The organism is Salmonella sp. JXY0409-18 (assembly GCF_020268625.1).
Classification (GTDB): Bacteria; Pseudomonadota; Gammaproteobacteria; order Enterobacterales; family Enterobacteriaceae; genus Salmonella; species Salmonella enterica.
Genome location: NZ_CP084216.1, coordinates 4145509 through 4171758, shown reverse-complemented (window position 1 = coordinate 4171758; position 26250 = coordinate 4145509). Strand labels below are relative to the sequence as shown.

The following is a 26250-nucleotide window of genomic DNA, read 5'->3' as shown; positions in this document are numbered from 1 at the left end:
CCTCAAGTTAACTTGAGGTAAAGCGATTTATGGAAAAAAAATCTCCCCGTTTAAAAGCCTTACTGACGCCGGGGGAAGTTGCGAAACGTAGCGGTGTTGCTGTGTCCGCCCTGCACTTCTATGAAAGCAAAGGGCTAATTACCAGTATCCGTAATAGCGGTAACCAACGGCGATACAAGCGTGACGTGTTGCGTTATGTCGCGATTATCAAGATCGCCCAGCGTATCGGCATCCCGCTGGCAACTATCGGCGACGCGTTTGGTATCTTGCCGGAAGGACATACGTTAAGCGCGAAAGAGTGGAAGCAGCTCTCCTCGCAGTGGCGCGAAGAGTTAGACCGACGTATTCATACGCTGGTGGCGTTGCGCGATGAGCTGGACGGTTGTATCGGCTGCGGCTGTTTATCGCGTAGCGACTGTCCGCTGCGAAATCCAGGCGACAGGCTTGGCGAACACGGGACGGGTGCCCGGCTGCTTGAAGATGATTAACATGCACTCGGCCATCGGGCTGAGTTCACCTAAAACTAAAGCGCCGCTAAGGGCGCTTTAGTTTGTTTCCGGTCTTTGTCTTTCGCTCTATCCCGCTGATTACAGGAGGGTTTCCCCCGACGTCAACACCCCTCATATCGAGCACGTGGTGGAGGTTCCGGTTTGTGTTGATACTGTAAGTGTAAGCGACGACGCCCTGTTCGCCAGCGAAATGCTGATTTTTTAGCCGAAATTTTTACGGCAACTGCCATAATTTTCTATAGTTAGTTGGCATACCTTACAGGAGACAGCCATGCTGACGGTGCACCATTTAAATCAGTCTCGTTCGCAGCGCATCCTCTGGGCGCTGGAAGAGCTGGCGTTGCCTTACCAGATTGTGCGTTACCAGCGTGAAAAGACCATGCTGGCGCCGCCGGCATTGAAAAAAGTGCATCCGCTGGGCAAGTCTCCGGTTATCGAAGATCACGGTATGGTTATTGCGGAATCGGGCGCCATCCTGGAATATTTGCAGGACACTTACGACAGTATCGGACGCTTTAAACCTGCGGATGCGCAGGGGAAACAACACTATCGATTCTGGCTACATTACGCTGAAGGTTCGCTCATGCCCTTGCTATTGATGAGACTGCTCTTTACCTCTCTGGGTAAACCGCCGGTACCATTGGGCCTGCGAACGTTGGGCGGCGTTATCGGTAAGGGCGCGCAAAAAGCGTACCTCAATCCGCAACTGGAAACCCATGCGCGCTTTATTGACGGGCATCTGGCAAATCACCCCTGGTTTGCCGGAGAGCAGTTAAGTATGGCGGATATTCAGATGAGCTTCCCGCTATTTGCGCTGCTTGCCCGAGGCGGGATCGCTCATCTCGACCATATCAACGCATGGAAAGCGCGGGTAGAAATGCGTCCAGCCTGGCAGCGAGCGATTCAGCAGGGCGGTCCGTTTACCATTCCCGGCGGATAATGGCGTTTTTGTGAGCAGATTGCGCAACGTATTTGCTAACAGCGATGCGAAAAATTGTTGCTGGATTGCGCAGGGACGATAACGTTTGCGCATCGTCTGGCGATTTATTGAGCATACTAAGCAGAAAAGCATAAAAAGCGGCAAAGTTCAGTTGAAAAAGCGTTGATGATCGCTGGATAATCGTTTGCTTTTTTTTTGCCACCCGTTTTGTATACGTGGAGCTAAACGTTTGCTTTTTTGCGGCGCCCCGGTTGTCGTAAATGTAGCACAAGGAGATAACGTTGCGCTGTTAGTGGATTACCTCCCGCGTATACCGACGAATAATAAATTCTCAGGGGATGTTTTCTATGTCTACGCCTTCAGCGCGTACCGGCGGTTCACTCGACGCCTGGTTTAAAATTTCACAACGCGGGAGCACCGTTCGCCAGGAAGTCGTTGCTGGCTTAACCACGTTTCTCGCGATGGTTTACTCCGTCATCGTGGTGCCAGGGATGCTGGGTAAAGCCGGGTTCCCGCCTGCCGCCGTCTTTGTAGCGACCTGCCTGGTCGCAGGCGTCGGCTCTATCGTTATGGGGCTTTGGGCGAATCTGCCGCTGGCTATCGGTTGCGCTATCTCGTTGACGGCGTTTACCGCGTTTAGCCTGGTCCTGGGGCAGCATATTAGCGTACCGGTCGCGCTTGGCGCCGTATTCCTGATGGGCGTACTGTTTACCGTTATCTCCGCCACCGGCATTCGTAGCTGGATTTTGCGTAACTTGCCGCAGGGCGTGGCCCACGGAACCGGTATCGGTATTGGCCTGTTTTTGTTGCTGATTGCCGCCAACGGCGTCGGCCTGGTCATTAAAAACCCGCTGGATGGCCTGCCGGTCGCGCTGGGCGATTTCGACACCTTCCCGGTGATTATGTCGCTCGTGGGGCTGGCTGTTATTCTCGGTCTGGAAAAGCTGAAAGTCCCCGGCGGCATTCTGTTGACCATTATTGGCATTTCTATTGTGGGTTTGCTCTTCGATCCTAACGTCCATTTTTCCGGCATTTTCGCCATGCCTTCGTTGAGCGATGAAAACGGCAACTCACTGATCGGCAGCCTGGATATTATGGGCGCGTTAAACCCTGTCGTTCTGCCAAGCGTACTGGCGCTGGTGATGACGGCGGTGTTTGATGCGACCGGAACGATCCGTGCGGTCGCAGGGCAGGCTAATCTGCTGGACAAAGATGGACAAATTATCGATGGCGGTAAAGCGCTAACCACCGACTCCCTGAGTAGCGTTTTCTCCGGCCTGGTCGGGGCGGCGCCTGCGGCGGTGTATATCGAGTCTGCGGCTGGTACGGCGGCGGGCGGTAAAACGGGCCTGACGGCGATTACCGTGGGCGTGCTGTTTTTGCTGATCCTGTTTCTTTCGCCGCTCTCTTATCTCGTTCCCGTCTACGCAACCGCCCCGGCGCTCATGTATGTCGGTCTGCTGATGCTGAGTAACGTGGCGAAAATCGATTTTGCTGATTTCGTCGATGCGATGGCGGGGCTGGTAACGGCTGTATTTATTGTACTGACCTGTAACATTGTCACCGGGATTATGATCGGCTTTGCCACGCTGGTCGTCGGGCGTCTGGTTTCCGGCGAATGGCGTAAGCTGAATATCGGAACTGTCGTCATTGCGGTCGCGCTGGTCGCTTTTTATGCTGGCGGCTGGGCTATCTAGTTCTGCCTTCATTCTGAAAAACGGGCGGCGTTGGTCGCCCGTTTTCATTTTCAGGACACATCACGTTACCTTTTGCGTTAATCTGAAGAAGGTGAAACCGAGGCATGATGCCTTTCTCCATCATAAAAAACATCGCAAACAGGGAACGCATGGAAATTTTCTTCACAATACTCATCATGACCCTTGTGGTCTCGCTGTCGGGGGTTTTTACGCGTGTATTACCCTTCCAGCTTCCTTTACCCCTTATGCAGATCGCCGTTGGCGCGCTGTTGGCGTGGCCGACGTTTGGTTTGCATGTGGAATTCGACCCGGAACTCTTCCTGGTGCTGTTTATTCCGCCGCTGCTGTTTGCGGATGGCTGGAAGACGCCGACCCGTGAATTTCTTGAGCATGGACGAGAGATTTTCGGGCTGGCGCTGGCGCTGGTCCTGGTAACGGTCGTGGGAATCGGCTTCCTGATTTATTGGCTGGTGCCCGGCATTCCGCTGATCCCCGCCTTTGCGCTGGCCGCCGTGCTGTCGCCGACCGATGCGGTAGCGCTCTCCGGAATTGTGGGCGAGGGGCGTATCCCGAAAAAAATCATGGGCATTCTGCAGGGAGAGGCGTTAATGAACGACGCCTCCGGTCTGGTATCGCTGAAATTCGCCGTCGCGGTGGCGATGGGGACGATGGTCTTTACCGTCGGCGGCGCGACGCTGGAATTTTTTAAGGTCGCTATCGGCGGTATTCTGGCGGGTTTTGTGGTCAGTTGGCTGTATGGCCGCTCGCTGCGTTTTTTGAGCCGCTGGGGCGGCGATGAACCCGCGACGCAAATTGTCCTGCTGTTTCTGCTGCCCTTCGCGTCTTACCTGATTGCCGAGCATATTGGCGTCTCAGGCATCCTGGCCGCGGTTGCCGCCGGGATGACCATCACCCGTTCTGGCGTAATGCGCCGCGCGCCGCTGGCAATGCGTTTGCGCGCGAACAGTACCTGGGCGATGCTGGAATTTGTCTTTAACGGTATGGTCTTTCTGCTGTTGGGACTGCAATTGCCGGGTATTCTGGAATCTTCGCTGGCGGCGGCGGAAGCTGACCCGAATGTCGAAACCTGGATGCTCTTTACCGATATCGTGCTGATTTATGCGGCATTGATGCTGGTTCGCTTCGGCTGGCTGTGGGCCATGAAAAAGTTCAGCCTGCGTTTTTTGAAGAAGAAACCGATGGAGTTCGCCAGCTGGACGTCGCGTGAAATTCTGATTGCTTCCTTCGCTGGCGTTCGTGGGGCGATCACCCTGGCTGGTGTGCTCTCTATACCGTTACTTTTGCCGGATGGCAGCGGATTTCCGGCGCGTTATGAACTGGTATTCCTGGCGGCTGGCGTCATTCTGTTCTCGTTATTTGTCGGCGTGATCATGCTGCCGCTGCTGTTGCAACATCTGGAAGTCGCCGATCATGCGCAACAGTTGAAAGAGGAGCGTATCGCCCGTGCGGCGACGGCGGAGGTGGCAATTGTCGCCATTCAGAAAATGGAAGAGCGTTTGGCGGCGGATACCGAAGAAAACATCGATAATCAGTTGCTTACTGAAGTAAGCTCGCGTGTCATTGGTAACTTGCGTCGCCGTGCCGATGGGCGAAACGATGTCGAAAGCTCCATACAGGAAGAAAATCTGGAGCGACGTTTCCGTCTTGCCGCGCTGCGTTCTGAACGCGCCGAGTTGTATCATCTGCGCGCCACACGAGAAATCAGCAATGAAACATTGCAAAAGCTGCTGCACGACCTGGATTTGATGGAAGCGCTACTGATAGAAAATCAGTAGTCCTTGTGGCCCGGTGGCGCCATGCTTACCGGGTCTACAAGTAGGCCGGATAAGGTGCTTGCGCCGCCATCCGGCAAGGGTTTTAACCTATGGCTTACGGTTGTTTCAGCCAAAACCCTTCGCAACAGGTTAACCATGCCCGGGCGCTGTGCGACAGATACACGCCCTCTCGCCAAATCATGCCTAACTGCCAGCGGAGATCGCTTTCCAGCGGTAGCCAGCGCAGCGTGGCCTTATCCAGACGCTGACAAATCGGCTCCGGCAAAATGGCGATGCCGACGCCCGCTTGCACCATGGCGGCGAGAAAATCCCATTGCCCGCTGCGCACGGCAATCCGTGGTTTTACGTCATGCTGGCTAAATAAGGTCATCAACTGGCGGCTCAGGGCAAAGTCTTCGTTATAGATAAGAAGAGGATGCTCCGCCAGTGCTTCAGGCGCGATGGAGTCGCAGGTTGTCCACTGACCTGAACGGGGAACCAGCACGCACAGCGGATGACTGAACAGCGATAATGTCGTCAGCCCGCTCGCTTCTTCCACCGGGAGCGCGGTCATCGCAACATCCAGCTCGCCATTCATTACCGCCTGCTGTACCGTCAGGCCGCCAAACTCCGAAATTTTGAGTTCAACGCCAGGGTAGCGTTGTCGAAACAAACTGATTGGCCCGGCCATCAACATGCCGACCATCGGGGGAATACCCAGCCGCAGCACGCCCTTATTGAGATGGTTAATATCGCTCAACTCGGCCTCTAACTGGCGAAACTCAGCGAGGATCGCCAGACCGCGTTCAAACACCACGCGTCCGGTATCGGTCAGCAATAACTTACGTCCGTCGCGGATCAGTAGCGTACAGTTAAGCTCATCTTCAAGATTTTTCAGCATCTTGCTAATGGTGGGCTGGGTGACAAATAACTTCTCCGCTGCGCGGGTGAAACTTTGCTGGCGCACCACCTCGACAAAATAACGCAGCGTTCTGATATCCATGATTATTCCTTCCGACTATGCCTGCAATGATTTTAATTCATTTCTGCCCGTGACGGAGGTTCTCTATACTGGCGCTCCGTATTATTTTTCAGGACATTCCCTCATGGCTGTGGCGATAAGCCGCGTTACGCCTGCCGTTGTGCAACGACTCCAGGTACCGGTTCAGGTACTGCTCTATGCAGGTTTATTCATTTTTTCCCAATATCTTGTCTCCTGGCTGCACCTGCCGTTGCCCGCGAATCTGGTCGGCATGGTACTTATGTTGGCGCTGATCGTTTGCCGGATTATTCCGCTTAGCTGGGTACGCGCAGGCGCACGCTGGCTGCTGGCGGAGATGCTGTTATTCTTTGTTCCCGCCGTCGTGGCGGTAGTGAACTATGCCCATCTGTTACTGGTGGACGGCTGGCGCATCTTCTCGGTGATAGCGATCAGTACCTTAATGGTACTCGGTGCGACGGCGTGGGTGGTGGATAAAGTGTATCGCTATGAGATGAGCAGGCTAAACCGTGAATAACGTTCAGTTAAGCGTACTGTGCCTGGTGATTACGCTGGGGATTTACTTCGCCAATAAGCGTCTGTATCGCCGTTTTCGCAAACTGCCGTTGATGCCATTAGTGTTGACGCCAGCACTGCTGGTGTTAATGCTGGTGTTCGGTCATATCTCCTGGCAAAACTATATTGGTGAATCGCACTGGCTATTGTGGCTGCTCGGCCCGGCGACCATTGCCTTTGCGGTGCCGGTGTACGATAACCTCGCGATTATCAAACGTCACTGGATGTCGCTCACCGCGGGCGTAGTGACGGCGACGGTGGTGGCGGTCACCAGTTCCGTTTGGCTGGCGCGTCTGTTCACGTTATCGGATGAGATTCAGCGTAGTCTGGCGGTACGTTCCGTTACTACGCCGTTTGCGCTGGCGGCGGCAGAACCCCTGGGCGGGCAGCCGGATCTGGTGGCGCTGTTCGTGGTCGTCACTGGCGTGTTTGGCATGGCGGTCGGCGACGCGCTATTTTTGCGTCTCTCTATCCGGGAAGGCATGGCAAAAGGGGCAGGATTTGGCGCGGCGTCACATGGGGCGGGCACGGCGCGTTCCTATGAACTTGGTCAGCAGGAGGGTGTCGTCGCCAGTCTGGTAATGATGCTGTCCGGCGTGGTGATGGTGCTGGCAGCCCCGCTGGTGGCGAGGGTAATGTTCTGATTTTCCTCCGACCCACAGGGCCGGAGGAAACGGTAAGATTAATGCGCACGCCCTTGTTGTACGCCGAATCCCGTTTGGGAGCGGATAAACTGAGCGCGGAACTGCTCACGTTCACGGTTGCCTTCTGCCGAGTTATCGGTGGCCGAGAAAAACCAGATCCCCAGGAACGCCACGCTGATAGAGAACAGCGCCGGATACTCATACGGGAAGATCGCTTTTTCGTGGCCGAGGATCTGCACCCAAATGGTAGGGCCAAGAATCATCAGCACCACCGCTGTCAGTAAACCTAACCAGCCGCCCAGCATAGCGCCGCGCGTGGTCAGTTTTGACCAGTACATGGAAAGCAGAATGATAGGGAAGTTGCAGCTCGCGGCGATAGCAAACGCCAGGCCCACCATAAAGGCGATGTTCTGATTTTCAAACAGGACGCCGAGGATAATGGCGATCACGCCCAGCACCAGGACGGTGATTTTCGACACCTTCAGTTCTTCACGTTCGGTTGCGCCTTTGCGGAACACGTTAGCGTACAAATCATGCGACACCGCCGATGCGCCCGCCAGCGTCAGACCGGCAACCACCGCCAGAATGGTGGCAAACGCCACTGCCGAAATAAAGCCGAGGAACAGGTTGCCGCCTACCGCGTTGGCCAGATGCACCGCCGCCATGTTATTGCCGCCAATCAGCGCGCCCGCCGCATCTTTATAGGCGGGATTCGCCCCCACCAGCATGATAGCGCCGAAGCCGATAATAAAGGTCAGAATGTAGAAATAGCCCATAAAACCGGTGGCGTAGAACACGCTCTTGCGCGCTTCGCGGGCATCGCTGACCGTAAAGAAACGCATCAGAATATGCGGCAAGCCGGCGGTGCCGAACATCAACCCCAGACCCAACGACAACGCCGAAATCGGATCTTGCACCAATCCTCCAGGGCTCATAATCGCCGTGCCTTTCGGGTGTACCGCCATGGCTTCGGTAAACAGATTATTGAAGCTAAAGCCGACGTGTTTCATCACCATAAAGGCCATAAAACTGGCGCCAAACAGCAACAGGACGGCTTTGATAATTTGCACCCACGTTGTTGCCAGCATCCCGCCGAACAGCACGTACATCATCATCAGCACGCCGACCAGCACTACGGCGATGTGATAGTTGAGGCCGAACAGCAGTTCAATCAGTTTACCGGCGCCGACCATTTGGGCGATGAGATAAAGCGCCACCACTACCAGGGAGCCACAGGCCGAAAGAATACGGATTGGCCCCTGTTTCAGGCGATAAGAGGCAACGTCAGCAAAAGTATAACGTCCCAGATTACGCAGGCGCTCGGCAATCAAAAACAGGATGATTGGCCAGCCGACAAGGAAGCCCAGCGAATAGATCAACCCGTCATAACCGGAGGTAAACACCAGAGCGGAAATGCCGAGAAATGACGCGGCGGACATATAGTCGCCGGCAATCGCCAGGCCGTTCTGGAACCCGGTGATATTGCCGCCAGCGGTGTAGTAGTCGCTACGGGAACGTACGCGTTTAGAGGCCCAGTAGGTAATACCGAGCGTAAACACGACGAAAATCAAAAACATGATAATCGCCTGCCAGTTGGTGGGCTGGCGTTCAACCGCGCCGCTAATGGCATCCGCCGCATGAGCGGCGAAGGGGAGTGCGGCGGCAAGCGCCGTCAGAACTCTCTTCATAATGCTTTCACCTCATGCAGTACGGCGTTATTAAGACGATCGAATTCGCCATTCGCCCGCCAGATATAAATTCCGGTCAACACAAAAGAAATCACAATCACCCCGACGCCAATGGGAATTCCTCGGGTGACGCTGGTTCCCGCATGTAGAGGCGTGCCCAGCCAGCCAGGCGCGAAGGCGATCAGTAAAATAAAGCTGATATAAACCGCCAGCATGATAACCGACAGAATCGTGGCAAACCGTTGCCGTTTTTCGACTAATTCCCTGAAACGCGCACTGTCTTCTATCCGCTGATAAATTTGGTCATTCATCACAGAGCTCTCCAGAGGTCCCCCTGCGTCTTTCGCGCTACAGGCGCGTTGGCCGCACTCGCGCGCCCCAGCCACATAGTGAACTATGCTGCTGAGGATGTGCTCGCTTGCCGCCTTCCTGTAACACGAAATCCTTTGGGGGAGGTTTTTTTATATTTCCCTCTCCCGGTTTGAGAGAGGGCAGGGGTAGGGTCGTAGGCCGGATAAAACGCATTCGCGTTGCCATCCGGCATTTATGGTTATGACGGCATCGCGATGGCCTGCTTCTCTTCGAGCAGTTTCTCCACCACGCCAGGATCGGCGAGAGTCGAGGTATCGCCCAGATTGCTGGTATCGCCCGCCGCGATTTTGCGCAAAATGCGGCGCATAATTTTGCCGGAACGGGTTTTTGGCAGTGAGTCGGTCCAGTGCAGCACGTCCGGCGTCGCCAGCGGGCCAATCTCTTTACGTACCCAGTTGCGCACCTCCGCGTACAGTTCTGGCGACGGCTCCTCGCCGTGGTTGAGCGTGACATAAGCGTAAATCGCCTGGCCTTTGATAGCGTGTGGAATACCCACCACCGCCGCTTCGGCGATCTTCGGATGCGCCACCAGCGCCGATTCGATTTCCGCCGTACCCAGACGGTGGCCGGAGACGTTTAACACGTCATCCACGCGACCGGTGATCCAGTAATAGCCGTCTTCATCGCGACGCGCGCCGTCGCCGCTGAAATACATATTCTTAAAGGTAGAGAAATAGGTCTGCTCAAAACGTTCATGATCGCCGAACAGAGTGCGCGCCTGGCCCGGCCAGGAATCGGTGATGACCAGATTGCCTTCCGTCGCGCCTTCTTGCGGATGACCTTCGTTATCCACCAGCGCAGGCTGTACGCCAAAGAAAGGACGGGTGGCGGAACCGGCTTTCAGTTCGATAGCGCCCGGTAGCGGCGTGATCATAAAACCGCCTGTTTCAGTCTGCCACCAGGTGTCGACGACCGGACATTTTTCCTTGCCGATCTTCTTCCAGTACCATTCCCACGCTTCGGGATTGATCGGCTCGCCGACGGAACCCAGAATGCGTAGTGAAGAGCGGTCGGTGCCTTCAATGGCTTTATCGCCTTCCGCCATCAGCGCGCGGATGGCCGTTGGGGCGGTATAGAGAATGTTGACCTGGTGTTTGTCGACCACCTGGCACATGCGAGCGGGCGTTGGCCAATTCGGCACGCCTTCAAACATTAAGGTGGTCGCGCCGCAGGCCAGCGGGCCATACAACAGATAGCTGTGCCCCGTCACCCAACCCACATCGGCGGTACACCAGTAAATATCGCCAGGGTGATAATCAAAGACATACTTAAAGGTGGTCGCGGCGTAGACCAGATAGCCGCCGGTGGTGTGCAGCACGCCTTTCGGCTTGCCGGTGGAGCCGGAGGTATAAAGGATAAACAGCGGATCTTCGGCATTCATCGCTTCAGGCTGGTGTTCAGGGCTGGCTTTTTCAATCAAATCGCGCCACCACAGGTCGCGGTCTTCTTGCCAGTCAATGTCGCTGCCGGTGCGCTTCAGGACGATCACATGCTCAACGCTAGTGACATTCGGGTTTTTCAGCGCGTCATCGACATTCTTTTTCAGCGGGATACTGCGTCCGGCACGTACACCTTCGTCAGCGGTGATCACCAGCCGCGAGCTGGAGTCGATAATGCGTCCGGCGACGGCTTCCGGCGAGAAGCCCCCGAAGATCACCGAATGCACCGCACCGATGCGGGCGCAGGCCAACATTGCCACCGCCGCTTCCGGCACCATCGGCATATAAATCGCTACCACATCGCCTTTTTTAATGCCCAGATCCAGCAGTGTATTCGCGAAACGGCAGACATCGCGATGCAGTTCGCGATAAGAGATATGTTTACTCTGCGACGCGTCATCGCCTTCCCAGATAATGGCGGTGCGATCGCCATTTTCCTGCAAATGGCGGTCAAGACAGTTCGCTGCCAGATTCAGCGTGCCGTCCTCGTACCATTTAATCGACACATTGCCTGGCGCAAAGGAGGTGTTTTTCACTTTTTGGTACGGCGTGATCCAATCGAGAATTTTTCCCTGTTCGCCCCAAAACGTATCGGGGTCGTTAATAGACTGTTTATATTTAGTCTCATACTGCTCTGGATTTATCAGGCAACGATCCGCAATGTTGGCGGGAATGGCGTGTTTATGTGTTTGGCTCATGCTGTTGTTCTCCTTGTAGGATGTTAATAATATGTCGCATAAACGTTAAATGTAGGGTCTTAATAAGTTTTGTTTAGTATTTGGGCGACAGATCACGCAAAAAGGGAACTGTGCAAATAAGCAGCAATCTATTTTTTGATTGTGTCCCGCAAAATTAGATAAATTTTCGGGATAACATGACGTTATATGAAATTTTTTAAAAAAGTGATCCGTGTCCGGAAATCAGAAAAGAGAGGGAGTTTTGTCCAGGTTACTAACTCTAAAGTGGTATTTTACATACACTTACAATTGATTAAAGACAACATTTTAAGTGTGGTTATTTGTTACACATAGAGGAGATCAATGTAATAACAGTATTTGTGCGGTTGCTGTTATGGAAAACGATAAAAAATCGCCATTAAAGATAATGGCGCAATCTGGATGAGACCTCTATGGCAAGGAAAACACTACGCGCACGCCGTTTCTTCAGCCTTATATTTCCTTTTTTCTTCATTACCTCTGTTTACGCTGAGCAAACGCCTGTATCCGCAAAAACCGTTACTGTTGAAGCGAAAAATGAAACGTTCGCGCCTCAACACCCCGACCAATATCAGTCATGGAAAGCGACGTCAGAACAGTCTGCCCGTGAAGATGCGCTGGCGGAAGACCCTCGTCTGGTGATCCTGTGGGCGGGCTATCCCTTCTCCCGTGACTACAACAAACCACGCGGCCACGCGTATGCGGTAACTGACGTGCGCGAAACGCTGCGTACCGGCGCGCCAAAAACGGCGGAAGACGGCCCGCTGCCGATGGCCTGCTGGAGCTGTAAAAGCCCCGATGTCGCGCGCCTTATCCAACAAGAAGGCGAAGACGGCTACTTCCATGGCAAATGGGCGCGCGGCGGCCCGGAAATTGTCAACGATTTGGGCTGTGCCGACTGTCATAACACCGCGTCGGACGATTTCGCCCAAGGGAAGCCCGCGTTAACGTTGTCGCGCCCCTATGCTGAACGGGCGATGGAGGCTATCGGCAAACCGTTTGATAAAGCGGGACGGTTTGATCAGCAATCGATGGTCTGCGGCCAGTGCCACGTGGAGTACTACTTTGACGGTAAAAACAAAGCCGTTAAATTCCCGTGGGACGAAGGCATGAAGGTCGAAAATATGGAGCAATACTACGACGCCATCGCCTTCTCTGACTGGACTAACTCGCTGTCGAAAACCCCAATGCTCAAAGCGCAGCACCCGGAATATGAAACCTGGAGCGCGGGCATTCATGGTAAGAACAACGTGACCTGTATCGACTGCCACATGCCGAAAGTACAGAACGCCGAAGGCAAGCTCTACACCGACCATAAAATCGGCAACCCATTCGACAATTTCGCGCAAACCTGCGCCAACTGCCACACCCAGGACAAAGCGTCCCTGCAAAAAGTGGTCGCCGAGCGTAAACAGGCGATTCATGACCTGAAAATCAAGGTTGAAGATCAGCTGGTACATGCGCACTTCGAAGCGAAAGCCGCATGGGATGCGGGGGCGACAGACGCGGAAATGAAACCGATTCTGAACGATATTCGCCACGCGCAGTGGCGTTGGGATCTGGCGATTGCGTCACACGGTATTCATATGCATGCCCCGGAAGAAGGTCTACGGATGTTAGGCAGTGCGATGGATAAAGCCGCGGATGCCCGTACTAAACTGGCGCGACTGCTGGCGACCAAAGGCATTACCCATGAAATTCCGCTGCCGGATATTTCGACGAAAGAGAAGGCGCAGAAAGCGATTGGTTTGAATATGCAACAAATCAACGCGGAGAAGCAGGACTTCCTGAAAACGGTCGTACCGCAGTGGGAAGATCAGGCGCGTAAAAACGGTCTGTTAAGCCAATAACCTCACATGTGACAAATTTGCCGGATGACAGCGCAAGCGCTTTATCCGGCCTACAGAAGTCTTGTAGGCCTTAAAGCTGCGCGCCATCAGGCATTATGTAATGGAGTGAATATGAGCGTATTACGTTCGTTATTAACTGCTGGGGTGCTGGCGTCAGGCCTGTTCTGGAGCCTGAGTGGAATTACTGCCACGCCAACGCCGCAGGAGTCGGATCAACGCTGGACGGTCACCCAGCAGCGTAATCCGGATGCTGCCTGTCTGGACTGTCACAAGCCGGACACCGAAGGTATGCACGGTAAACATACGGGCGCTATCAACCCGAACAATAAATTGCCGATAACCTGTACCAACTGCCACGGTCAACCGTCGCTTCACCACCGTGAAGGGGTGAAAGATGTGATGCGTTTTAACGACCCGATGTATACGGTAGAGCAGCAGAACAGCGTCTGTATGTCCTGCCACTTGCCTGAACAACTGCAAAAAGCGTTCTGGCCGCACGATGTTCATGTTACTAAAGTGACCTGCGCCAGTTGCCATTCCCTGCATCCGCAGCAAGACACGATGCAGACGCTAAACGAGAAAGGGCGGATCAAAATATGCGTGGATTGCCACAGCGATCAGCGTACTAACCCGCACTTTAACCCGGCGTCCGTTCCGTTGCTTAAGGAGCAGCCATGAGTTGCACCCGACGTCAATTTATTACCCGCGTCGGCGCGCTGGCGGCGGTCAGTGGGATGGCAGGACGCGTTGTAGCGAACACGTTGAATATTAATGGCGTGCGTTATGGCATGGTACACGATGAGTCATTATGCATCGGCTGCACGGCCTGCATGGATGCCTGTCGGGAAGTCAACAACGTGCCGGAAGGCGTATCGCGCCTGACGATTATTCGCAGCGAGCCGCAGGGGACGTTTCCGGAGGTGAAATATCGCTTTTTCCGCCACTCGTGCCAGCACTGCGACCATGCCCCCTGCGTTGACGTCTGCCCGACGGGGGCATCATTCCGCGATGCCGCCAGCGGTATTGTCGATGTGAATCCGGACCTTTGCGTCGGCTGCCAGTACTGCATTGCCGCGTGTCCCTACCGCGTGCGCTTTATCCATCCGGTCAGTAAGACGGCGGATAAATGCGATTTCTGCCGGAAAACCAACCTGAAAGCGGGCAAACAGCCCGCCTGCGTTGAGTCATGTCCGACGAAGGCGCTGACGTTTGGTAATCTGGACGATCCCAACAGCGATATCTCCCGTTTGTTGCGGCAAAAAACTACCTATCGTTACAAGCTGGCGCTGGGCACAAAACCGAAGGTCTACCGCGTTCCCTTTAACTATGGGGAGGTGAGCCAATGACACCCGCTTCTGCATTTCATTTTGCATCACTGGTGTGGGACTGGCCCATCGCCATCTATCTGTTCCTGATTGGCATCTCTGCCGGACTGGTTACGTTGGCGATTCTGCTGCGCCGCTTCCATCCTGAGGCGGGCGGTTCGGACAGCACGCTGCTGCGCACCACGCTGGTGTTAGGGCCGGGGGCGATTATTCTTGGTCTGCTGATTCTGGTCTTTCACCTGACGCGCCCGTGGACCTTCTGGAAGCTGATGTTCCACTACAGCTTTACCTCGGTGATGTCGATGGGGGTGATGCTGTTCCAGTTGTACATGGTAGTGCTGGTGCTGTGGCTGGCGAAAATCTTTGAAAAAGAGGTGATTGCCCTGCAGCAGCGTTGGCTGCCGCGGTTAGAGATCGTGCAGAAAGTGTTGGCGCTAATAACGCCGTTTCATCGCGCGCTGGAGACGTTAATGCTGGTGCTGGCGGTCCTGCTCGGGGCGTACACCGGCTTTCTGCTGTCGGCGCTGAAATCCTATCCGTTCCTGAATAACCCGATCCTGCCGGTGCTGTTCCTGTTCTCCGGCATCTCCTCCGGCGCGGCGGTGGCGCTGATCGCTATGGCGTTACGCCATCGTAGCAACCCGCACAGCACCGAGGCGCGCTTTGTGCATCGCATGGAGGTTCCGGTGGTATGGCTGGAAATTTTCCTGCTGGCGGCGTTCTTCGTCGGTCTGGCGCTGGGCGATGACGGCAAAATGCGCGCGCTGGCGGCGGCGCTGGGCGGCGGATTCTGGAGCTGGTGGTTCTGGCTTGGCGTCGTAGGGCTGGGATTGATTATCCCGCTGCTGCTGAAACCCTGGGCAAATCGTAGCGTCACGTTTCACGGCGTGCTGGCCGTTTGCGGCGCCAGTTTGACCGGCGTGCTGCTGCTGCGCTTTTTCATTCTTTATGCGGGACAGCTAACGGTTGCATAATCTGGACATCTTCCTTCCTGAAGCCGGATTTCTGGCGCTGTTGTTGAGTCTCGGGGTCAACGTGTTGACCCCGCTGGCGACGTGGTGCGGGATGGGGCAGCACTGGCGTGGCGTCATGCGCCTGACGACCTGCGGCGCGTGGACGGCGTTCACGCTGCTGCTACTGGCGTTTGCGATTCTGGTTAGCTGTTTTCTGACCAGCGATTTTTCGGTCGTTTATGTTGCGCAGCATAGCCATAGTCAGTTGTCATGGGGACTGAAACTGGCGGCGGTATGGGGCGGTCATGAAGGCTCGCTCCTGCTGTGGGCGCTGCTTCTTTCGGGGTGGACGGCGCTATTCGCCTGGCGCTCCCGGCATGAATCTGACGCGCTTTTTCCGCTGACCCTGAGCATCTTGTCCCTCATTATGGCCTCGCTGCTGCTATTTATTGTGCTGTGGTCCGATCCGTTCCTGCGTATTTTCCCTCCCGCCATGGAAGGGCGCGACCTTAATCCCATGCTGCAACATCTGGGGCTGATCTTACATCCGCCTCTGCTCTATCTGGGTTATGGCGGCCTGATGACCGCGGCGAGCGTAGCGCTGGCTTCGCTACTGTGCGGCGGCTTTAACGCGGCAACCGCCTGGGTGTGCTGGCGCTGGGCGTTACCCGGCTGGTGCGCTCTGACGCTGGGGATCATTCTCGGATCGTGGTGGGCGTATTGCGAACTGGGCTGGGGCGGCTGGTGGTTCTGGGACCCGGTGGAAAATGCCTCGTTGTTGCCGTGGCTTGCCGCCAGCGCCTTGCTGCACAGTCTGTATGTCAGCCGCCAGCGCGGGAGCTTCCGTCACTGGTCGTTGCTGCTGGCGATACTGACGCTGATCCTCTCGTTGCTGGGAACGCTGATTGTGCGTTCCGGCATTCTTGTTTCGGTACATGCCTTTGCGCTGGATAACGTGCGCGCGGTGCCGCTGTTTACCCTTTTTGCCGCGTTAAGTCTGGCATCGCTTGCTCTGTACGGCTGGCGGGCGCGGGAGCCGTATCCGGCGACGCGTTTGGACGGCGGAAAGTGCGAAACGCTCATTCTGGCGACGTTGCTGCTCTTTAGCGCCGTCTTGTTGATCGTGCTGGTCGGGACGCTCTACCCCATGATTTATGGTTTGATGGGCTGGGGAAGGCTTTCGGTGGGCGCGCCCTATTTTAATCGCGTCACGCTGCCGTTTGGTCTGCTGATGCTGGTGGTTATCGTACTGGCGCCAATCAGAAGCCGCAAAGTCTCTGTGCATCGTCAGCTTCCGGCATTGCTGGCGCATACGGGCGTATTTATCTTCGCCGCCGGGATCATGGTTTCCAGCGGTAGTCGGCATGAAATCAGCCTTAACCTCAGCCCCAGTCAGCAGGTAGTACTGGCGGGCTATACCTTTCGTTTCGAGCGTCTGGATCTGGAGGCCAAAGGCAACTACACCAGTGAAAAAGCGCGGATCACGTTGTGGCGGAATGAAAAACGCATTGGCAGCCTGCAGCCTGAAAGGCGCTTCTATGCCGCGCGTCGTCAACAGATGATGGAGCCGGGGATTCACTGGAACCTGCTACATGACTGGTACGCGGTGATGGGCGAAAAAACCGGACCGGATCGTTACGCCATGCGCTTATACGTGCAGACCGGCGTGCGCTGGATCTGGGGTGGGGGATTGTTGATGGTGTGTGGCGCGCTGCTGAGCGGATGGCGGGGGAGGAAGCGTGATGCGTAAATTACTCACAGCGTTGCCGGATGGCGGCGTAAACGCCTTATCCGGCCTACAGGATGCGCAAACCGTAGGTCGGATAAGCGTAGCGCCATCCGGCAGAAAGTTTTTACTCTTAACGATCGTCCTGTTTTTAATCACCTTCGCCACCCACGCCCAGGTGGTGGATACCTGGCGCTTTGACAATCCGCAACAGCAGGAAAAAGCGCTGTCTATTGCCAGTCAACTGCGTTGTCCGCAGTGTCAGAACCAGAATTTGCTGGAATCCAATGCGCCCGTGGCGGTCAGTATGCGCCATCAGGTTTACAGTATGGTGGCCGAAGGTAAAAGCGAAGCGGAAATCACCGCCTGGATGACCGACCGTTATGGTGATTTCGTACGCTACAACCCGCCGTTGAATGAGCAAACGCTGCTGTTGTGGGCGCTGCCGTGCCTGCTGTTATTGCTGGTGGGCGTGGTGGTCTGGCGGGCGAGAAAGCGTCAGCACGCAGAAGAGGGGGAACAATGAGCCAGTCTGAACACTCCACTGCGCCGTTACGTCCCATGCCCGTAAAGCGTCTGGCGGCTGCGGCGGTGTTGATGGTGGCTGCCTGTATCGGCGGCTATATGTTGACGCCGAAATGGCAGGCTGTGCGTAGCGAGCAACAGCGTCTGGCCGATCCGCTACGTGACTTTACGAACCCGCAAACGCCAGAGGCGCAGCTTTCCAGGCTGCAAGAAAAAATCCGCGCCAATCCGCAGGATAGCGAGCAATGGGCGCGGCTGGGCGAGTATTATCTCTATCGCAATGCGTATGACAATGCGCTGCTGGCATATCGTCAAGCGTTGCGTCTGCGAGGCGATAACGCGCAGCTTTTCGCCGCGCTGGCAACGGTGCTGTATTACCAGTCCGGGCAACATATGACGCCTGCGACGCGTGAAATGATTAATAAAGCGTTAGCGCTGGATGCGACAGAAGTGACCGCGCAGATGCTGCTGGCGGCGGATGCGTTTATGCAGGCGGATTATGCGCAAGCCGTGTCGCTGTGGCAAACCTTACTGGACGCTAACTCGCCGCGAGTGAACCGCGCGCAGCTGGTAGAGGCCATTAATTTGGCTAAATTGTTACAAAATCGGCAGAAATAATTTTTTCTTTTTTGTGACTTTTGTCATGTGTGCTGTTTAAAAAAACGGCGAATGAGACACAAGTAAAAATTAATTACCTCAGTGTATTATTCGTTTTTGACGAAGTAAAAAACTTTCCATAACAAATAGTTATTCATCATTAACGCCATAAACTCGCGTTATTATGCATAAAAACAGCCAAAAGCCCTGTTATGAAAGGGTTGCGCAAGACGCTATGCAAATGATACTGATTATGCGCGTTAAAAAACTCTACAAACCAACGCAACACAAATCATACCCTTTCAGTATGTATTGCTCTCATGCTTTCGGCGGAGAGCAACGCTTCATCGAGGAAGTCTGTTGTTATGAAAAATTTGAAAGTCAGCCTGGCCTGGCAAATTTTGCTGGCTATGGTGCTGGGCATTCTGTTGGGCAGCTATCTGCATTATCACAGTGACAGTCGTGAATGGCTGATTGCCAACCTGCTGTCGCCTGCTGGCGATATCTTTATCCACCTGATTAAAATGATCGTCGTGCCGATCGTGATCTCGACTCTGATTGTCGGCATCGCCGGCGTTGGCGATGCGAAACAGCTAGGCCGTATCGGCGCCAAAACCATTCTCTATTTTGAACTGATCACCACGGTGGCGATTATCCTCGGCATTACGCTGGCGAATGTCTTTCAGCCAGGCTCAGGCATTGATATGTCGCAACTGGCGACCGTCGATATTTCGAAATACCAGAACACCACGGCGGAAGTACAAAGTCATGCGCATGGGCTGATGGGGACAATACTGTCGCTGGTGCCGACCAATATCATCGCATCGATGGCCAAAGGGGATATGCTGCCAATTATCTTTTTCTCGGTCCTGTTTGGGCTGGGGTTGTCGTCCCTGCCGGCAACGCACCGCGAACCGCTGGTGACGGTATTTCGTTCCATCTCTGAAACCATGTTTAAAGTCACCCATATGGTGATGCGCTATGCGCCAGTAGGCGTTTTTGCGCTGATCGCCGTCACGGTAGCGAATTTTGGTTTCGCGTCGCTGTGGCCGCTGGCGAAACTGGTGCTGCTGGTACACTTTGCCATTATCTTCTTTGCGCTGGTGGTGCTGGGCATCGTGGCGCGCCTGTGCGGGTTAAGTATCTGGATTCTGATTCGCATTCTGAAAGATGAATTGATTCTGGCGTACTCGACCGCCAGCTCCGAGAGTGTGCTGCCGCGCATTATCGAGAAGATGGAAGCTTACGGCGCGCCAGCCTCTATCACCAGTTTCGTGGTGCCGACCGGGTACTCATTTAACCTCGACGGCTCCACGTTATACCAGAGCATCGCCGCCATTTTTATCGCGCAGCTATACGGTATCGACCTGTCGCTGTGGCAGGAAATTGTACTGGTGCTGACGCTGATGGTGACGTCGAAAGGGATTGCCGGCGTGCCAGGCGTTTCCTTCGTGGTGTTACTGGCGACGCTGGGCAGCGTGGGCATTCCGCTGGAAGGGCTGGCGTTTATCGCCGGTGTCGACCGTATCCTCGACATGGCGCGTACTGCGCTAAATGTGGTGGGGAATGCGCTGGCGGTGCTGGTGATTGCCAAGTGGGAACACAAGTTTGACCGTAAAAAAGCGCTGGCCTATGAGCGCGACGTACTGGGGAAATTTGATAAGACCGCCCAATAACGGATTGCCGGATGGCGCTTTGCTTATCCGGCCTACAGAGAAAGAAAATGTAGGCCGGATAAGGCGTTCACGCCGCCATCCGACAACCTGCTCCGGGTTGCCTGATGGCGCTACGCTTATCAGGCCTACAACGACTACGTTCATCAGGCAATAAACATCAGCCATTTGTTAGCGTTTCGAACTCTTCGCAACCGGTATCAAACCCTTCCAGACAGCTTAGATTCAACCAGTGCAACGCCTTCTGCTTGTTCTTTTCAATAAAGCCCGGTTCACCGTTTAAAAACATCATTCCCGCCCAGTATTCTGAATAGCCGGTACGGGAAATGGCGGAACTGCGTTTGAAATACCAGGCGGCTTTTTCATCATCGGCGGCAATGCCCACGCCGTTGGCGTAAATCAGGCCAAGCAACATTTGCGCATCCACCGCGGAGTCGTTATCCAGATCTTCAGAGGCCTTTTGCAGCAGCGAGATGGCTTTTGGGTAGTCCGGACGCCCGGCCTGGGTGTTGACCAGGATCCGCGCCAGCGTAATTTCGCCCGCTTTACTGCCCGCGTTAGCCGCCTTTTCAGCCAGCTTTTTCGCGTCGGGATAATCCAGGCTTACCGGATTAGTGATTTTGATTTGCGCCAGTAGCGCGCAGGCGTCGGCGTCGCCATTGTCGGCGGCTTTTTGCGCCCAGTATTCAGCTTTGTTCAAATCGCCATAGCTCAACCAACTGTCGGCCAGAAAATATTGCGCGCGTCTGTCACCTGCCTCTGCTGCCTGCAAATACTGGCTACCCGGCTCAGGATCTGCGGCATGGGCAAAGAATGTCATAAACAACATCAATGCAAGAAGTGGTTTCATTTTGAATTTTATTTAGGGTACGGAAAAGACAGTATAAAGAGATCGTATGGATAAAAAAACAGCCTCCGGGCGGAGGCTGTTATAGGGAAAATGCCTGATGGCGATGCTAATGCATCTAATCAGGCCTACAGTAGACGCAGGCCGAATAAAGCATTCTGATGCCGCCATCCGGCAGATCAACCCATTGCGCTTTCGCGCAGGCGGGTTTTCAGCTTGTTGTACTCATCAATCACATACTGCTCGGCGGCTCGCTGATCGGCGATCGGCTCAACGCGTACGGCGCAGTATTTGTACTCCGGCGTTTTGGTAATCGGGCTGAGGTTTTCAGTCACCAGCTCGTTACAGGCGCCAATCCACCACTGGTAGGTCATGTAAATCGCCCCTTTGTTCGGGCGATCGCTGACCTGCGCGCGGGTGATGATTTTGCCTTTGCGCGAATGAACCCACACCAGCGCTTCATCTTCAATGCCCAGACGCGCGGCGTCGGCGGTATTGATTTGCGCATAGCCCGGTTCATCGGCCAGCGCGGCCAGCGCCGCACAGTTACCGGTCATTGAGCGGCAGGAGTAGTGGCCGACTTCGCGCACCGTCGACAGTACCATCGGGTACTCTTCGGTGAGTTTATCGATAGGCGCTACCCAGTCGCAGGTGAAGAACTGCGCCAGACCGTTGGGGGTATCGAACTTCTCTTTAAAGAGGTACGAGGTTCCCTGATCGGCATCCGACGTGTCGCGGCACGGCCACTGGATATAGCCCAGCTCGCCCATTTTCTCGTAAGTGGCGCCGTAGAAATCCGGGCACAGATGACGCAACTCATCCCAGATCTCCTGGGTGTTGTTGTAGTGCATCGGATAGCCCATCCGGGTGGCGATTTCACTTATAATCTGCCAGTCGGTTTTCAGGTCCCACTTCGGCTCAACGGCTTTAAAGAAACGCTGGAATCCACGGTCAGCCGCAGAGAAGACGCCTTCATGCTCGCCCCACGAGGTGGAGGGTAAAATCACATCCGCCGCCGACGCGGTTTTGGTCATGAAGATATCCTGCACGATGACCAGTTCCAGATCCTCAAACGCTTTACGTACTGCAGAGAGTTCCGCATCGGTTTGCAGCGGATCTTCACCCATAATGTACGCCGCGCGCACTTCGCCATGCGCCGCACGGTGCGGCAGCTCGCTGATGCGATAGCCGGTATGCGCAGGCAGACTTTCTACACCCCAGGCTTTAGCGAACTTCTCGCGATTTTCCGGGAACTTAACGTACTGGTAGCCCGGATAAGTATCCGGCAGCGCGCCCATATCGCACGCACCCTGAACGTTGTTCTGGCCGCGAACCGGGTTAACGCCCGCGCTTGGCTTGCCGAGGTTGCCGGTCAGCATCGCGAGGCTGGTCAGTGAACGCACGGTTTCCACACCCTGATAGAACTGGGTGACGCCCATCCCCCACAAGATCGCTGCGCTTTTCGCGCTGGCATACATCCGCGCCGCCTGACGAATCTCCTGTGCGCTCACGCCAGTGATCTCTTCGACGGACTCCGGCGTATAGCCTTCGACAATCTTGCTGTACTCTTCAAAACCTTCAGTACGGCTGGCGACAAACGCTTTGTCGTACAGGTTTTCTTCAATAATGACATGCCCCATGGCGTTGAGCAGCGCGATATTCGAGCCGTTTTTCAACGCGATATGCATGTCGGCAATGCGCGCGGTTTCAATTTTGCGCGGATCGCAGACGATAATTTTCGCCCCGTTGCGTTTAGCGTTAATCACATGATTCGCCACGATAGGGTGGGAATCCGCCGGGTTATACCCGAAGACGAACACTAAATCAGTGTTATCAATTTCGTTAATCGCATTACTCATTGCGCCGTTACCGACCGATTGGTGCAGACCTGCAACCGATGGGCCGTGTCAGACGCGAGCGCAGCAGTCAACGTTATTGGTACCAATAACGGCGCGTGCGAATTTTTGCATTACATAGTTGGTTTCATTTCCGGTACCGCGAGAGGAGCCGGTTGTCTGGATTGCATCCGGACCGTACTTCGCTTTGATGGCGCTCAAACGTTCAGCGACGTAATTGAGCGCTTCATCCCAGGAAACAGATTCCAGTTTGCCGCCACGCTGGCGACGGATCATTGGGGTTTTCAGGCGCGGGGTCAGGATCTGGGTATCATTAATAAAATCCCAGCCGTAGTAGCCCTTCAGACACAGGGTACCCTGGTTGGTTTTCCCCTGCGCCGCCTCAGCCCGGACGATTTTGCCGTTATCGACCACCAGATTGATTTTGCAACCTGATGCGCAATACGGGCAAACCGTGACGACTTTTTTCATCGGTTTCGCTCCAGTTAATCAAATCGCGCATACGCGCTGTCGCCCTCAGTATGCATGTTTTATGCCACTTTTTTAGTATGGGCTTTCCCTGATATTACGGGCGAATTTTGTTCAAAACCCTGACGAAAAACAGGCTATCGTCAGTTTTGACGTGTCGAAAGAAAATGCCGTATGACATTTATTATGGGGAGAAACGCGGAGCGCAGGCCAGATAGGGCGGAGCCGCCATCCGGCAATCTGCTCTGCCTGAAGTGGGGGTTTTTAATAAATTGTCCGGATGGGGATGGATAGACTCAAGGCCAGGGAACGCGTTGAGACTAACGCCAGGATAGAACGGGCCGCGGCAGGCAGTTCCATACCGCGGCCCGGCTTCAGAGGAGGCTGAAAAGGATTATCGCGGCAAAAATAGCGGCAATAACGAGATATTTCAGCGCGTAATAGAGAGTGCGGTTTTTCTTTTTCAGCCGTTGCCCGGCATCGCGTGCTGCGTGAACGTATTTAAAGATGCGATTAATCGCACCGGTACGATCGTTCTCGTCGTTTGGCGAACTGGCGGCGGACATCAACGATGCGCCGACCCAGTGGTTTACGCTCTGCGCCCAGCGCCATTTCATTGGGCGCTCAATATCGCAAAAGAGGATAATACGTGTCTGCTCAGTTTTATTTTCCGCCCAATGAACGTAGGTTTCGTCGAAGATGACGGCTTCGCCGTCGCGCCAGCTATGGCGCTGTCGATCAACTTCAATAAAACAGCGGTCATCATTCGGTGTGCTTAATCCAAGATGGTAACGTACTGAACCGGCATAGGGGTCGCGATGTTTTCCCAGATAGGCCCCGGGAGGCAACTCGGCGAACATCGCCGCTTTGATAGAGGGGATGCTGTTGACCAGCTTTGTCGTTATCGGGCATAACGTTTCCGCCGACGGGTGGGCATCGGAATACCATTTAAGGTAAAACCGTTTCCAGCCGCGCTTGAAAAAGGTGTTGAATCCGGCGTCGTTATTGGCCTGCGCGGCTTTTATGTGATGCTGAAGCCGTAGCGCCTCTTCACGAATCACCTGCCAGTTTTCCGTCAGCTTCTGCAGCTCTGGAAATGCCGTGGTATCAAAGTACGGCTGCTTTGCCGGTAACGTTGAGAAGCGAGTCATGAACATATTGATCGGCGCCATAAACGTCGAGTGGTCAAAGAGCTGACGGGAAAGCTTTTGTTTTTCCACCCCGCGTGAATGCGCATAAATGACGCTGATAATAAAAATACCGATAATGATTGCTGCGAACATAACGTCACTGTCCTTCTAAGAAAACCTCATCCCGGGATTTTCAGGCAACCCTCCCGGTGATGCCAAAGAGAAAAGTGTAGTTCGTTGACAATAAATTTACATTTATACAACTTAAAAGGGCCATTTTTGTTAAAGAAGCGAGTCAGCCCGTTTAATCTTTATCCAGGCTTGCCGACAGTAGAATTAAGATGGCTCCGCTACTTCACCCGGTGACGGTTGATTACGTTATGTCTTATCTCCCGATGACGGCTGCCAGATCACAATGCTTTCGTAAACCGAAAATGACTTTGCTTGTAACCTTCGCGAACATAAAAACGGTGTGCATCGCGGCGTTTAATATTTGTGGAAAGCTCCGTTAGCTCGGCGCCCGCCTGACGTGCTTCTTCTTCTGCCCAGGCCAGAAGCTGACTGCCAACTTTTTGTCCCCGCATCTGCGGTAATACCACCAGCTCCTGAATTTCGCCAATCCAGTTGGCATGATGGAGATGAAACTGCATATGCAGGCTGATCATGCCGACTACCTCTCCGTTGCGCAGCGCTAAACGATAATGAAAGTTGGGGTCCAGTAAATTAGCGGCGAACCCATCCCTGAAAGCCTGATAATCAAGCTCATCTTTAAGTAACTCACAGATAAGCGCGTAAACAGAATCGGTATCCTCTGTTGTCGCGTGGCGTAATTCACAGACTGGCATAATGTCCTCCCGATGCTTCATCAGGATCAACCATCTTTCGCCAGACTGTAACAAACTACCGTCATTATTTATTCTATGGCAGTTAAACGGCGGATAACGTGCAGCCAAAGATCACTCTGATGGCAAGGGGGAGGGCGAGCCTCCCGGGGAGTTAGGTGGCAGGCTGATGTTTAACCACGTTAATCATCCACGGCACACCGAAACGATCGCTGACCTTGCCGAACCCCTGCGCCCAGAAGGTCTCCTGCCAGTCCATTTCGATTTGCCCTTGTGCGGCAAGGTTATCAAACCAGCGCTTCCCTTCTGCTACATCCTGGGTATCAAGCACCAGCGTAAAGCCGGAATAATGCGCCGTTCCCGACGCGCTGGCATCACTCATCATGATATCGCTGCCGGCAATGCGCATGTTGGCGTGGGCGATAGCAGTATCGGGAAAGCGCATTCCTGACGGGCAGCCCTCTTCGTTATCCGCCGCCGAGGGGGGCATTTCACCGAAGCTGAGTTTATAAAGCAGTTCTGCGCCTAACGTTTGTTGATAATACGCGATGGCGTCGGCACAGTTGCCGGCAAAAGAGAGATAGGGACTTAACGGCATGATGGTTACCTCAGGTAAGAGATGCTCGTTAAGTGTAGTTCGAAATTGGCACAATATTGTCGGTGGCAGGCCCGCTCAGGCCCGGTAAGCGAGGCGCTACCGGGCAATGACACGGTAAATCAGTTCTTTTTCACGAACTCGGATTTCAGTTTCATCGGGCCAAAACCATCGATTTTGCAGTCGATGTTATGGTCGCCTTCAACCAGACGAATATTCTTCACTTTGGTGCCGATTTTCAGCATGGAAGAGCTGCCTTTTACTTTCAGATCTTTCACGATGGTGACGCTATCGCCGTCCGCCAGCAGGTTGCCGTTGGCGTCTTTGACAATCAGCTCATCGCTCTCCTGAGCGGGTTCCGCATCGTTCCATTCGTGAGCGCATTCCGGGCAGATGAACATGCCGTTATCTTCGTAGGTATATTCGGAGTTACATTGCGGGCAGTGGGGTAATGACATGTTGGTATCCTCAAAAAGTCAGCGGGGGCAAACGCGCCCAAAAATGGCAGATCGCCGAAAAAGGCCGCAA

General features: G+C 54.4%; 24 protein-coding genes and 2 pseudogenes. 15 read left to right on the top strand and 11 right to left on the bottom strand.

Going from position 1 to position 26250, the window contains the following annotated elements; genetic code table 11:
- Positions 1–29 precede the first annotated feature (29 nt).
- Positions 30–488 (top strand): redox-sensitive transcriptional activator SoxR, encoded by a 459-nt coding sequence (gene soxR / locus LDB27_RS20355; RefSeq protein ID WP_000412686.1) that lies wholly within the window; start codon positions 30–32, stop codon positions 486–488.
- Positions 489–780: 292 nt separating this feature from the next.
- On the top strand, positions 781–1449 hold the full coding sequence (locus LDB27_RS20350; RefSeq protein WP_000958575.1) for a glutathione S-transferase family protein: 669 nt from the start codon (positions 781–783) through the stop codon (positions 1447–1449).
- Here LDB27_RS20350 and LDB27_RS20345 read toward each other — a convergent pair.
- On the bottom strand, positions 1430–1651 hold the full coding sequence (locus tag LDB27_RS20345; RefSeq protein WP_001530555.1) for a hypothetical protein: 222 nt from the start codon (positions 1649–1651) through the stop codon (positions 1430–1432). The two genes, LDB27_RS20350 and LDB27_RS20345, sit on opposite strands and share 20 nt — an antisense overlap.
- A 145-nt stretch (positions 1652–1796) precedes the next feature.
- Between LDB27_RS20345 and ghxP the strand changes: the two genes are divergently transcribed.
- Positions 1797–3146: a guanine/hypoxanthine transporter GhxP gene (gene ghxP / locus LDB27_RS20340; RefSeq protein WP_000106907.1), complete on the top strand. Its 1350-nt coding sequence runs from the start codon at positions 1797–1799 to the stop codon at positions 3144–3146.
- Positions 3147–3295: 149 nt separating this feature from the next.
- Positions 3296–4942: a Na+/H+ antiporter gene (locus LDB27_RS20335; protein WP_001549778.1), complete on the top strand. Its 1647-nt coding sequence runs from the start codon at positions 3296–3298 to the stop codon at positions 4940–4942.
- A gap of 94 nt (positions 4943–5036) precedes the next feature.
- Here the strand turns inward: LDB27_RS20335 and LDB27_RS20330 are convergent, their stop codons facing one another.
- Entirely contained in the window at positions 5037–5924 is an 888-nt protein-coding gene (locus LDB27_RS20330) for a LysR family transcriptional regulator (protein WP_000354962.1), read from the bottom strand.
- A 103-nt stretch (positions 5925–6027) separates the two neighbouring features.
- On the opposite strand from LDB27_RS20330, the gene LDB27_RS20325 reads away from it, so the two are divergent.
- Together LDB27_RS20325 and LDB27_RS20320 are read left to right on the top strand one after the other, a co-directional pair.
- Positions 6028–6438 (top strand): CidA/LrgA family protein, encoded by a 411-nt coding sequence (locus LDB27_RS20325; RefSeq protein WP_000257347.1) that lies wholly within the window; start codon positions 6028–6030, stop codon positions 6436–6438.
- Positions 6431–7120 (top strand): LrgB family protein, encoded by a 690-nt coding sequence (locus LDB27_RS20320; RefSeq protein WP_001067096.1) that lies wholly within the window; start codon positions 6431–6433, stop codon positions 7118–7120. Before LDB27_RS20325 ends, LDB27_RS20320 begins: the two co-directional genes overlap by 8 nt.
- A 38-nt stretch (positions 7121–7158) precedes the next feature.
- Here LDB27_RS20320 and actP read toward each other — a convergent pair whose 3' ends face one another.
- The 3 genes from actP to acs form a co-directional block, all read right to left on the bottom strand.
- The gene (gene actP / locus LDB27_RS20315; protein WP_000832536.1) at positions 7159–8808 is read right to left on the bottom strand and encodes a cation/acetate symporter ActP; all 1650 of its coding nucleotides are present in this window, start codon (positions 8806–8808) and stop codon (positions 7159–7161) included.
- Positions 8805–9119, bottom strand: coding sequence for a DUF485 domain-containing protein (locus LDB27_RS20310; RefSeq protein ID WP_000999620.1), 315 nt, complete (start codon positions 9117–9119; stop codon positions 8805–8807). Before LDB27_RS20310 ends, actP begins: the two co-directional genes overlap by 4 nt.
- 239 nt (positions 9120–9358) lie before the next feature.
- A complete protein-coding gene (acs, locus tag LDB27_RS20305; protein WP_000083874.1) occupies positions 9359–11317 on the bottom strand; it encodes an acetate--CoA ligase in 1959 nt (652 codons plus the stop codon).
- A 431-nt stretch (positions 11318–11748) separates the two neighbouring features.
- Between acs and nrfA the strand changes: the two genes are divergently transcribed.
- From nrfA to LDB27_RS23995, 9 genes and pseudogenes are all read left to right on the top strand, one after another.
- Complete coding sequence (nrfA, locus tag LDB27_RS20300) at positions 11749–13185, top strand: ammonia-forming nitrite reductase cytochrome c552 subunit (RefSeq protein WP_000101784.1); 1437 nt, start codon at positions 11749–11751, stop codon at positions 13183–13185.
- Between the two features lie 111 nt (positions 13186–13296).
- Positions 13297–13863, top strand: a complete 567-nt coding sequence (gene nrfB / locus LDB27_RS20295) for a cytochrome c nitrite reductase pentaheme subunit (protein WP_000115063.1) — start codon at positions 13297–13299, stop codon at positions 13861–13863.
- On the top strand, positions 13860–14531 hold the full coding sequence (nrfC, locus tag LDB27_RS20290) for a cytochrome c nitrite reductase Fe-S protein (RefSeq protein ID WP_001278026.1): 672 nt from the start codon (positions 13860–13862) through the stop codon (positions 14529–14531). Before nrfB ends, nrfC begins: the two co-directional genes overlap by 4 nt.
- On the top strand, positions 14528–15484 hold the full coding sequence (gene nrfD / locus LDB27_RS20285) for a cytochrome c nitrite reductase subunit NrfD (RefSeq protein ID WP_000186604.1): 957 nt from the start codon (positions 14528–14530) through the stop codon (positions 15482–15484). The genes nrfC and nrfD overlap by 4 nt, the downstream gene beginning before the upstream one ends.
- Positions 15477–17213 carry a heme lyase CcmF/NrfE family subunit gene (locus LDB27_RS20280; protein WP_371062301.1) on the top strand — a complete coding sequence of 579 codons (1737 nt, stop codon included), beginning with the start codon at positions 15477–15479 and terminating at the stop codon, positions 17211–17213. Before nrfD ends, LDB27_RS20280 begins: the two co-directional genes overlap by 8 nt.
- A gap of 82 nt (positions 17214–17295) precedes the next feature.
- A pseudogene (nrfF, locus tag LDB27_RS24000) lies at positions 17296–17715 on the top strand (heme lyase NrfEFG subunit NrfF); the annotation flags it as partial.
- A complete protein-coding gene (gene nrfG, locus LDB27_RS20275) occupies positions 17712–18332 on the top strand; it encodes a heme lyase NrfEFG subunit NrfG (protein WP_000083226.1) in 621 nt (206 codons plus the stop codon). The pseudogene nrfF and the gene nrfG, both read left to right, overlap by 4 nt.
- A gap of 344 nt (positions 18333–18676) precedes the next feature.
- Positions 18677–19987: a glutamate/aspartate:proton symporter GltP gene (gene gltP, locus LDB27_RS20270; RefSeq protein WP_000793278.1), complete on the top strand. Its 1311-nt coding sequence runs from the start codon at positions 18677–18679 to the stop codon at positions 19985–19987.
- Between the two features lie 4 nt (positions 19988–19991).
- Positions 19992–20068: pseudogene (locus LDB27_RS23995) on the top strand (hypothetical protein); the annotation flags it as partial.
- Positions 20069–20144: 76 nt separating this feature from the next.
- Here the strand turns inward: LDB27_RS23995 and yjcO are convergent.
- The 6 genes from yjcO to LDB27_RS20240 form a co-directional block, all read right to left on the bottom strand.
- Positions 20145–20834 (bottom strand): Sel1 family TPR-like repeat protein YjcO, encoded by a 690-nt coding sequence (yjcO, locus tag LDB27_RS20265; protein ID WP_000803307.1) that lies wholly within the window; start codon positions 20832–20834, stop codon positions 20145–20147.
- Positions 20835–21010: 176 nt separating this feature from the next.
- A complete protein-coding gene (locus LDB27_RS20260) occupies positions 21011–23158 on the bottom strand; it encodes a formate dehydrogenase H subunit alpha, selenocysteine-containing (RefSeq protein WP_011233236.1) in 2148 nt (715 codons plus the stop codon).
- A 371-nt stretch (positions 23159–23529) separates the two neighbouring features.
- On the bottom strand, positions 23530–24438 hold the full coding sequence (gene lpxO, locus LDB27_RS20255) for a lipid A hydroxylase LpxO (RefSeq protein WP_000457029.1): 909 nt from the start codon (positions 24436–24438) through the stop codon (positions 23530–23532).
- A 257-nt stretch (positions 24439–24695) separates the two neighbouring features.
- Entirely contained in the window at positions 24696–25130 is a 435-nt protein-coding gene (phnO, locus tag LDB27_RS20250) for an aminoalkylphosphonate N-acetyltransferase (RefSeq protein WP_001530527.1), read from the bottom strand.
- A gap of 151 nt (positions 25131–25281) precedes the next feature.
- Entirely contained in the window at positions 25282–25725 is a 444-nt protein-coding gene (gene yjdN / locus LDB27_RS20245) for a VOC family metalloprotein YjdN (RefSeq protein ID WP_001131301.1), read from the bottom strand.
- Positions 25726–25844: 119 nt separating this feature from the next.
- On the bottom strand, positions 25845–26180 hold the full coding sequence (locus LDB27_RS20240) for a zinc ribbon domain-containing protein YjdM (RefSeq protein WP_000056482.1): 336 nt from the start codon (positions 26178–26180) through the stop codon (positions 25845–25847).
- Between the last annotated feature and the right edge of the window lie 70 nt (positions 26181–26250).

Excerpts from the sequence above, each read along its gene's own strand:
- soxR (WP_000412686.1), top strand. The coding sequence starts at position 30 with ATGGAAAAAAAATCTCCCCGTTTAAAAGCCTTACTGACGCCGGGGGAA.
- LDB27_RS20350 (WP_000958575.1), top strand. The coding sequence starts at position 781 with ATGCTGACGGTGCACCATTTAAATCAGTCTCGTTCGCAGCGCATCCTC.
- ghxP (WP_000106907.1), top strand. The coding sequence starts at position 1,797 with ATGTCTACGCCTTCAGCGCGTACCGGCGGTTCACTCGACGCCTGGTTT.
- LDB27_RS20335 (WP_001549778.1), top strand. The coding sequence starts at position 3,296 with ATGGAAATTTTCTTCACAATACTCATCATGACCCTTGTGGTCTCGCTG.
- LDB27_RS20330 (WP_000354962.1), bottom strand. The coding sequence starts at position 5,924 with ATGGATATCAGAACGCTGCGTTATTTTGTCGAGGTGGTGCGCCAGCAA.
- LDB27_RS20325 (WP_000257347.1), top strand. The coding sequence starts at position 6,028 with ATGGCTGTGGCGATAAGCCGCGTTACGCCTGCCGTTGTGCAACGACTC.
- actP (WP_000832536.1), bottom strand. The coding sequence starts at position 8,808 with ATGAAGAGAGTTCTGACGGCGCTTGCCGCCGCACTCCCCTTCGCCGCT.
- LDB27_RS20310 (WP_000999620.1), bottom strand. The coding sequence starts at position 9,119 with ATGAATGACCAAATTTATCAGCGGATAGAAGACAGTGCGCGTTTCAGG.
- acs (WP_000083874.1), bottom strand. The coding sequence starts at position 11,317 with ATGAGCCAAACACATAAACACGCCATTCCCGCCAACATTGCGGATCGT.
- nrfA (WP_000101784.1), top strand. The coding sequence starts at position 11,749 with ATGGCAAGGAAAACACTACGCGCACGCCGTTTCTTCAGCCTTATATTT.
- nrfB (WP_000115063.1), top strand. The coding sequence starts at position 13,297 with ATGAGCGTATTACGTTCGTTATTAACTGCTGGGGTGCTGGCGTCAGGC.
- nrfC (WP_001278026.1), top strand. The coding sequence starts at position 13,860 with ATGAGTTGCACCCGACGTCAATTTATTACCCGCGTCGGCGCGCTGGCG.
- nrfD (WP_000186604.1), top strand. The coding sequence starts at position 14,528 with ATGACACCCGCTTCTGCATTTCATTTTGCATCACTGGTGTGGGACTGG.
- nrfG (WP_000083226.1), top strand. The coding sequence starts at position 17,712 with ATGAGCCAGTCTGAACACTCCACTGCGCCGTTACGTCCCATGCCCGTA.
- gltP (WP_000793278.1), top strand. The coding sequence starts at position 18,677 with ATGAAAAATTTGAAAGTCAGCCTGGCCTGGCAAATTTTGCTGGCTATG.
- yjcO (WP_000803307.1), bottom strand. The coding sequence starts at position 20,834 with ATGAAACCACTTCTTGCATTGATGTTGTTTATGACATTCTTTGCCCAT.
- lpxO (WP_000457029.1), bottom strand. The coding sequence starts at position 24,438 with ATGTTCGCAGCAATCATTATCGGTATTTTTATTATCAGCGTCATTTAT.
- phnO (WP_001530527.1), bottom strand. The coding sequence starts at position 25,130 with ATGCCAGTCTGTGAATTACGCCACGCGACAACAGAGGATACCGATTCT.
- yjdN (WP_001131301.1), bottom strand. The coding sequence starts at position 25,725 with ATGCCGTTAAGTCCCTATCTCTCTTTTGCCGGCAACTGTGCCGACGCC.
- LDB27_RS20240 (WP_000056482.1), bottom strand. The coding sequence starts at position 26,180 with ATGTCATTACCCCACTGCCCGCAATGTAACTCCGAATATACCTACGAA.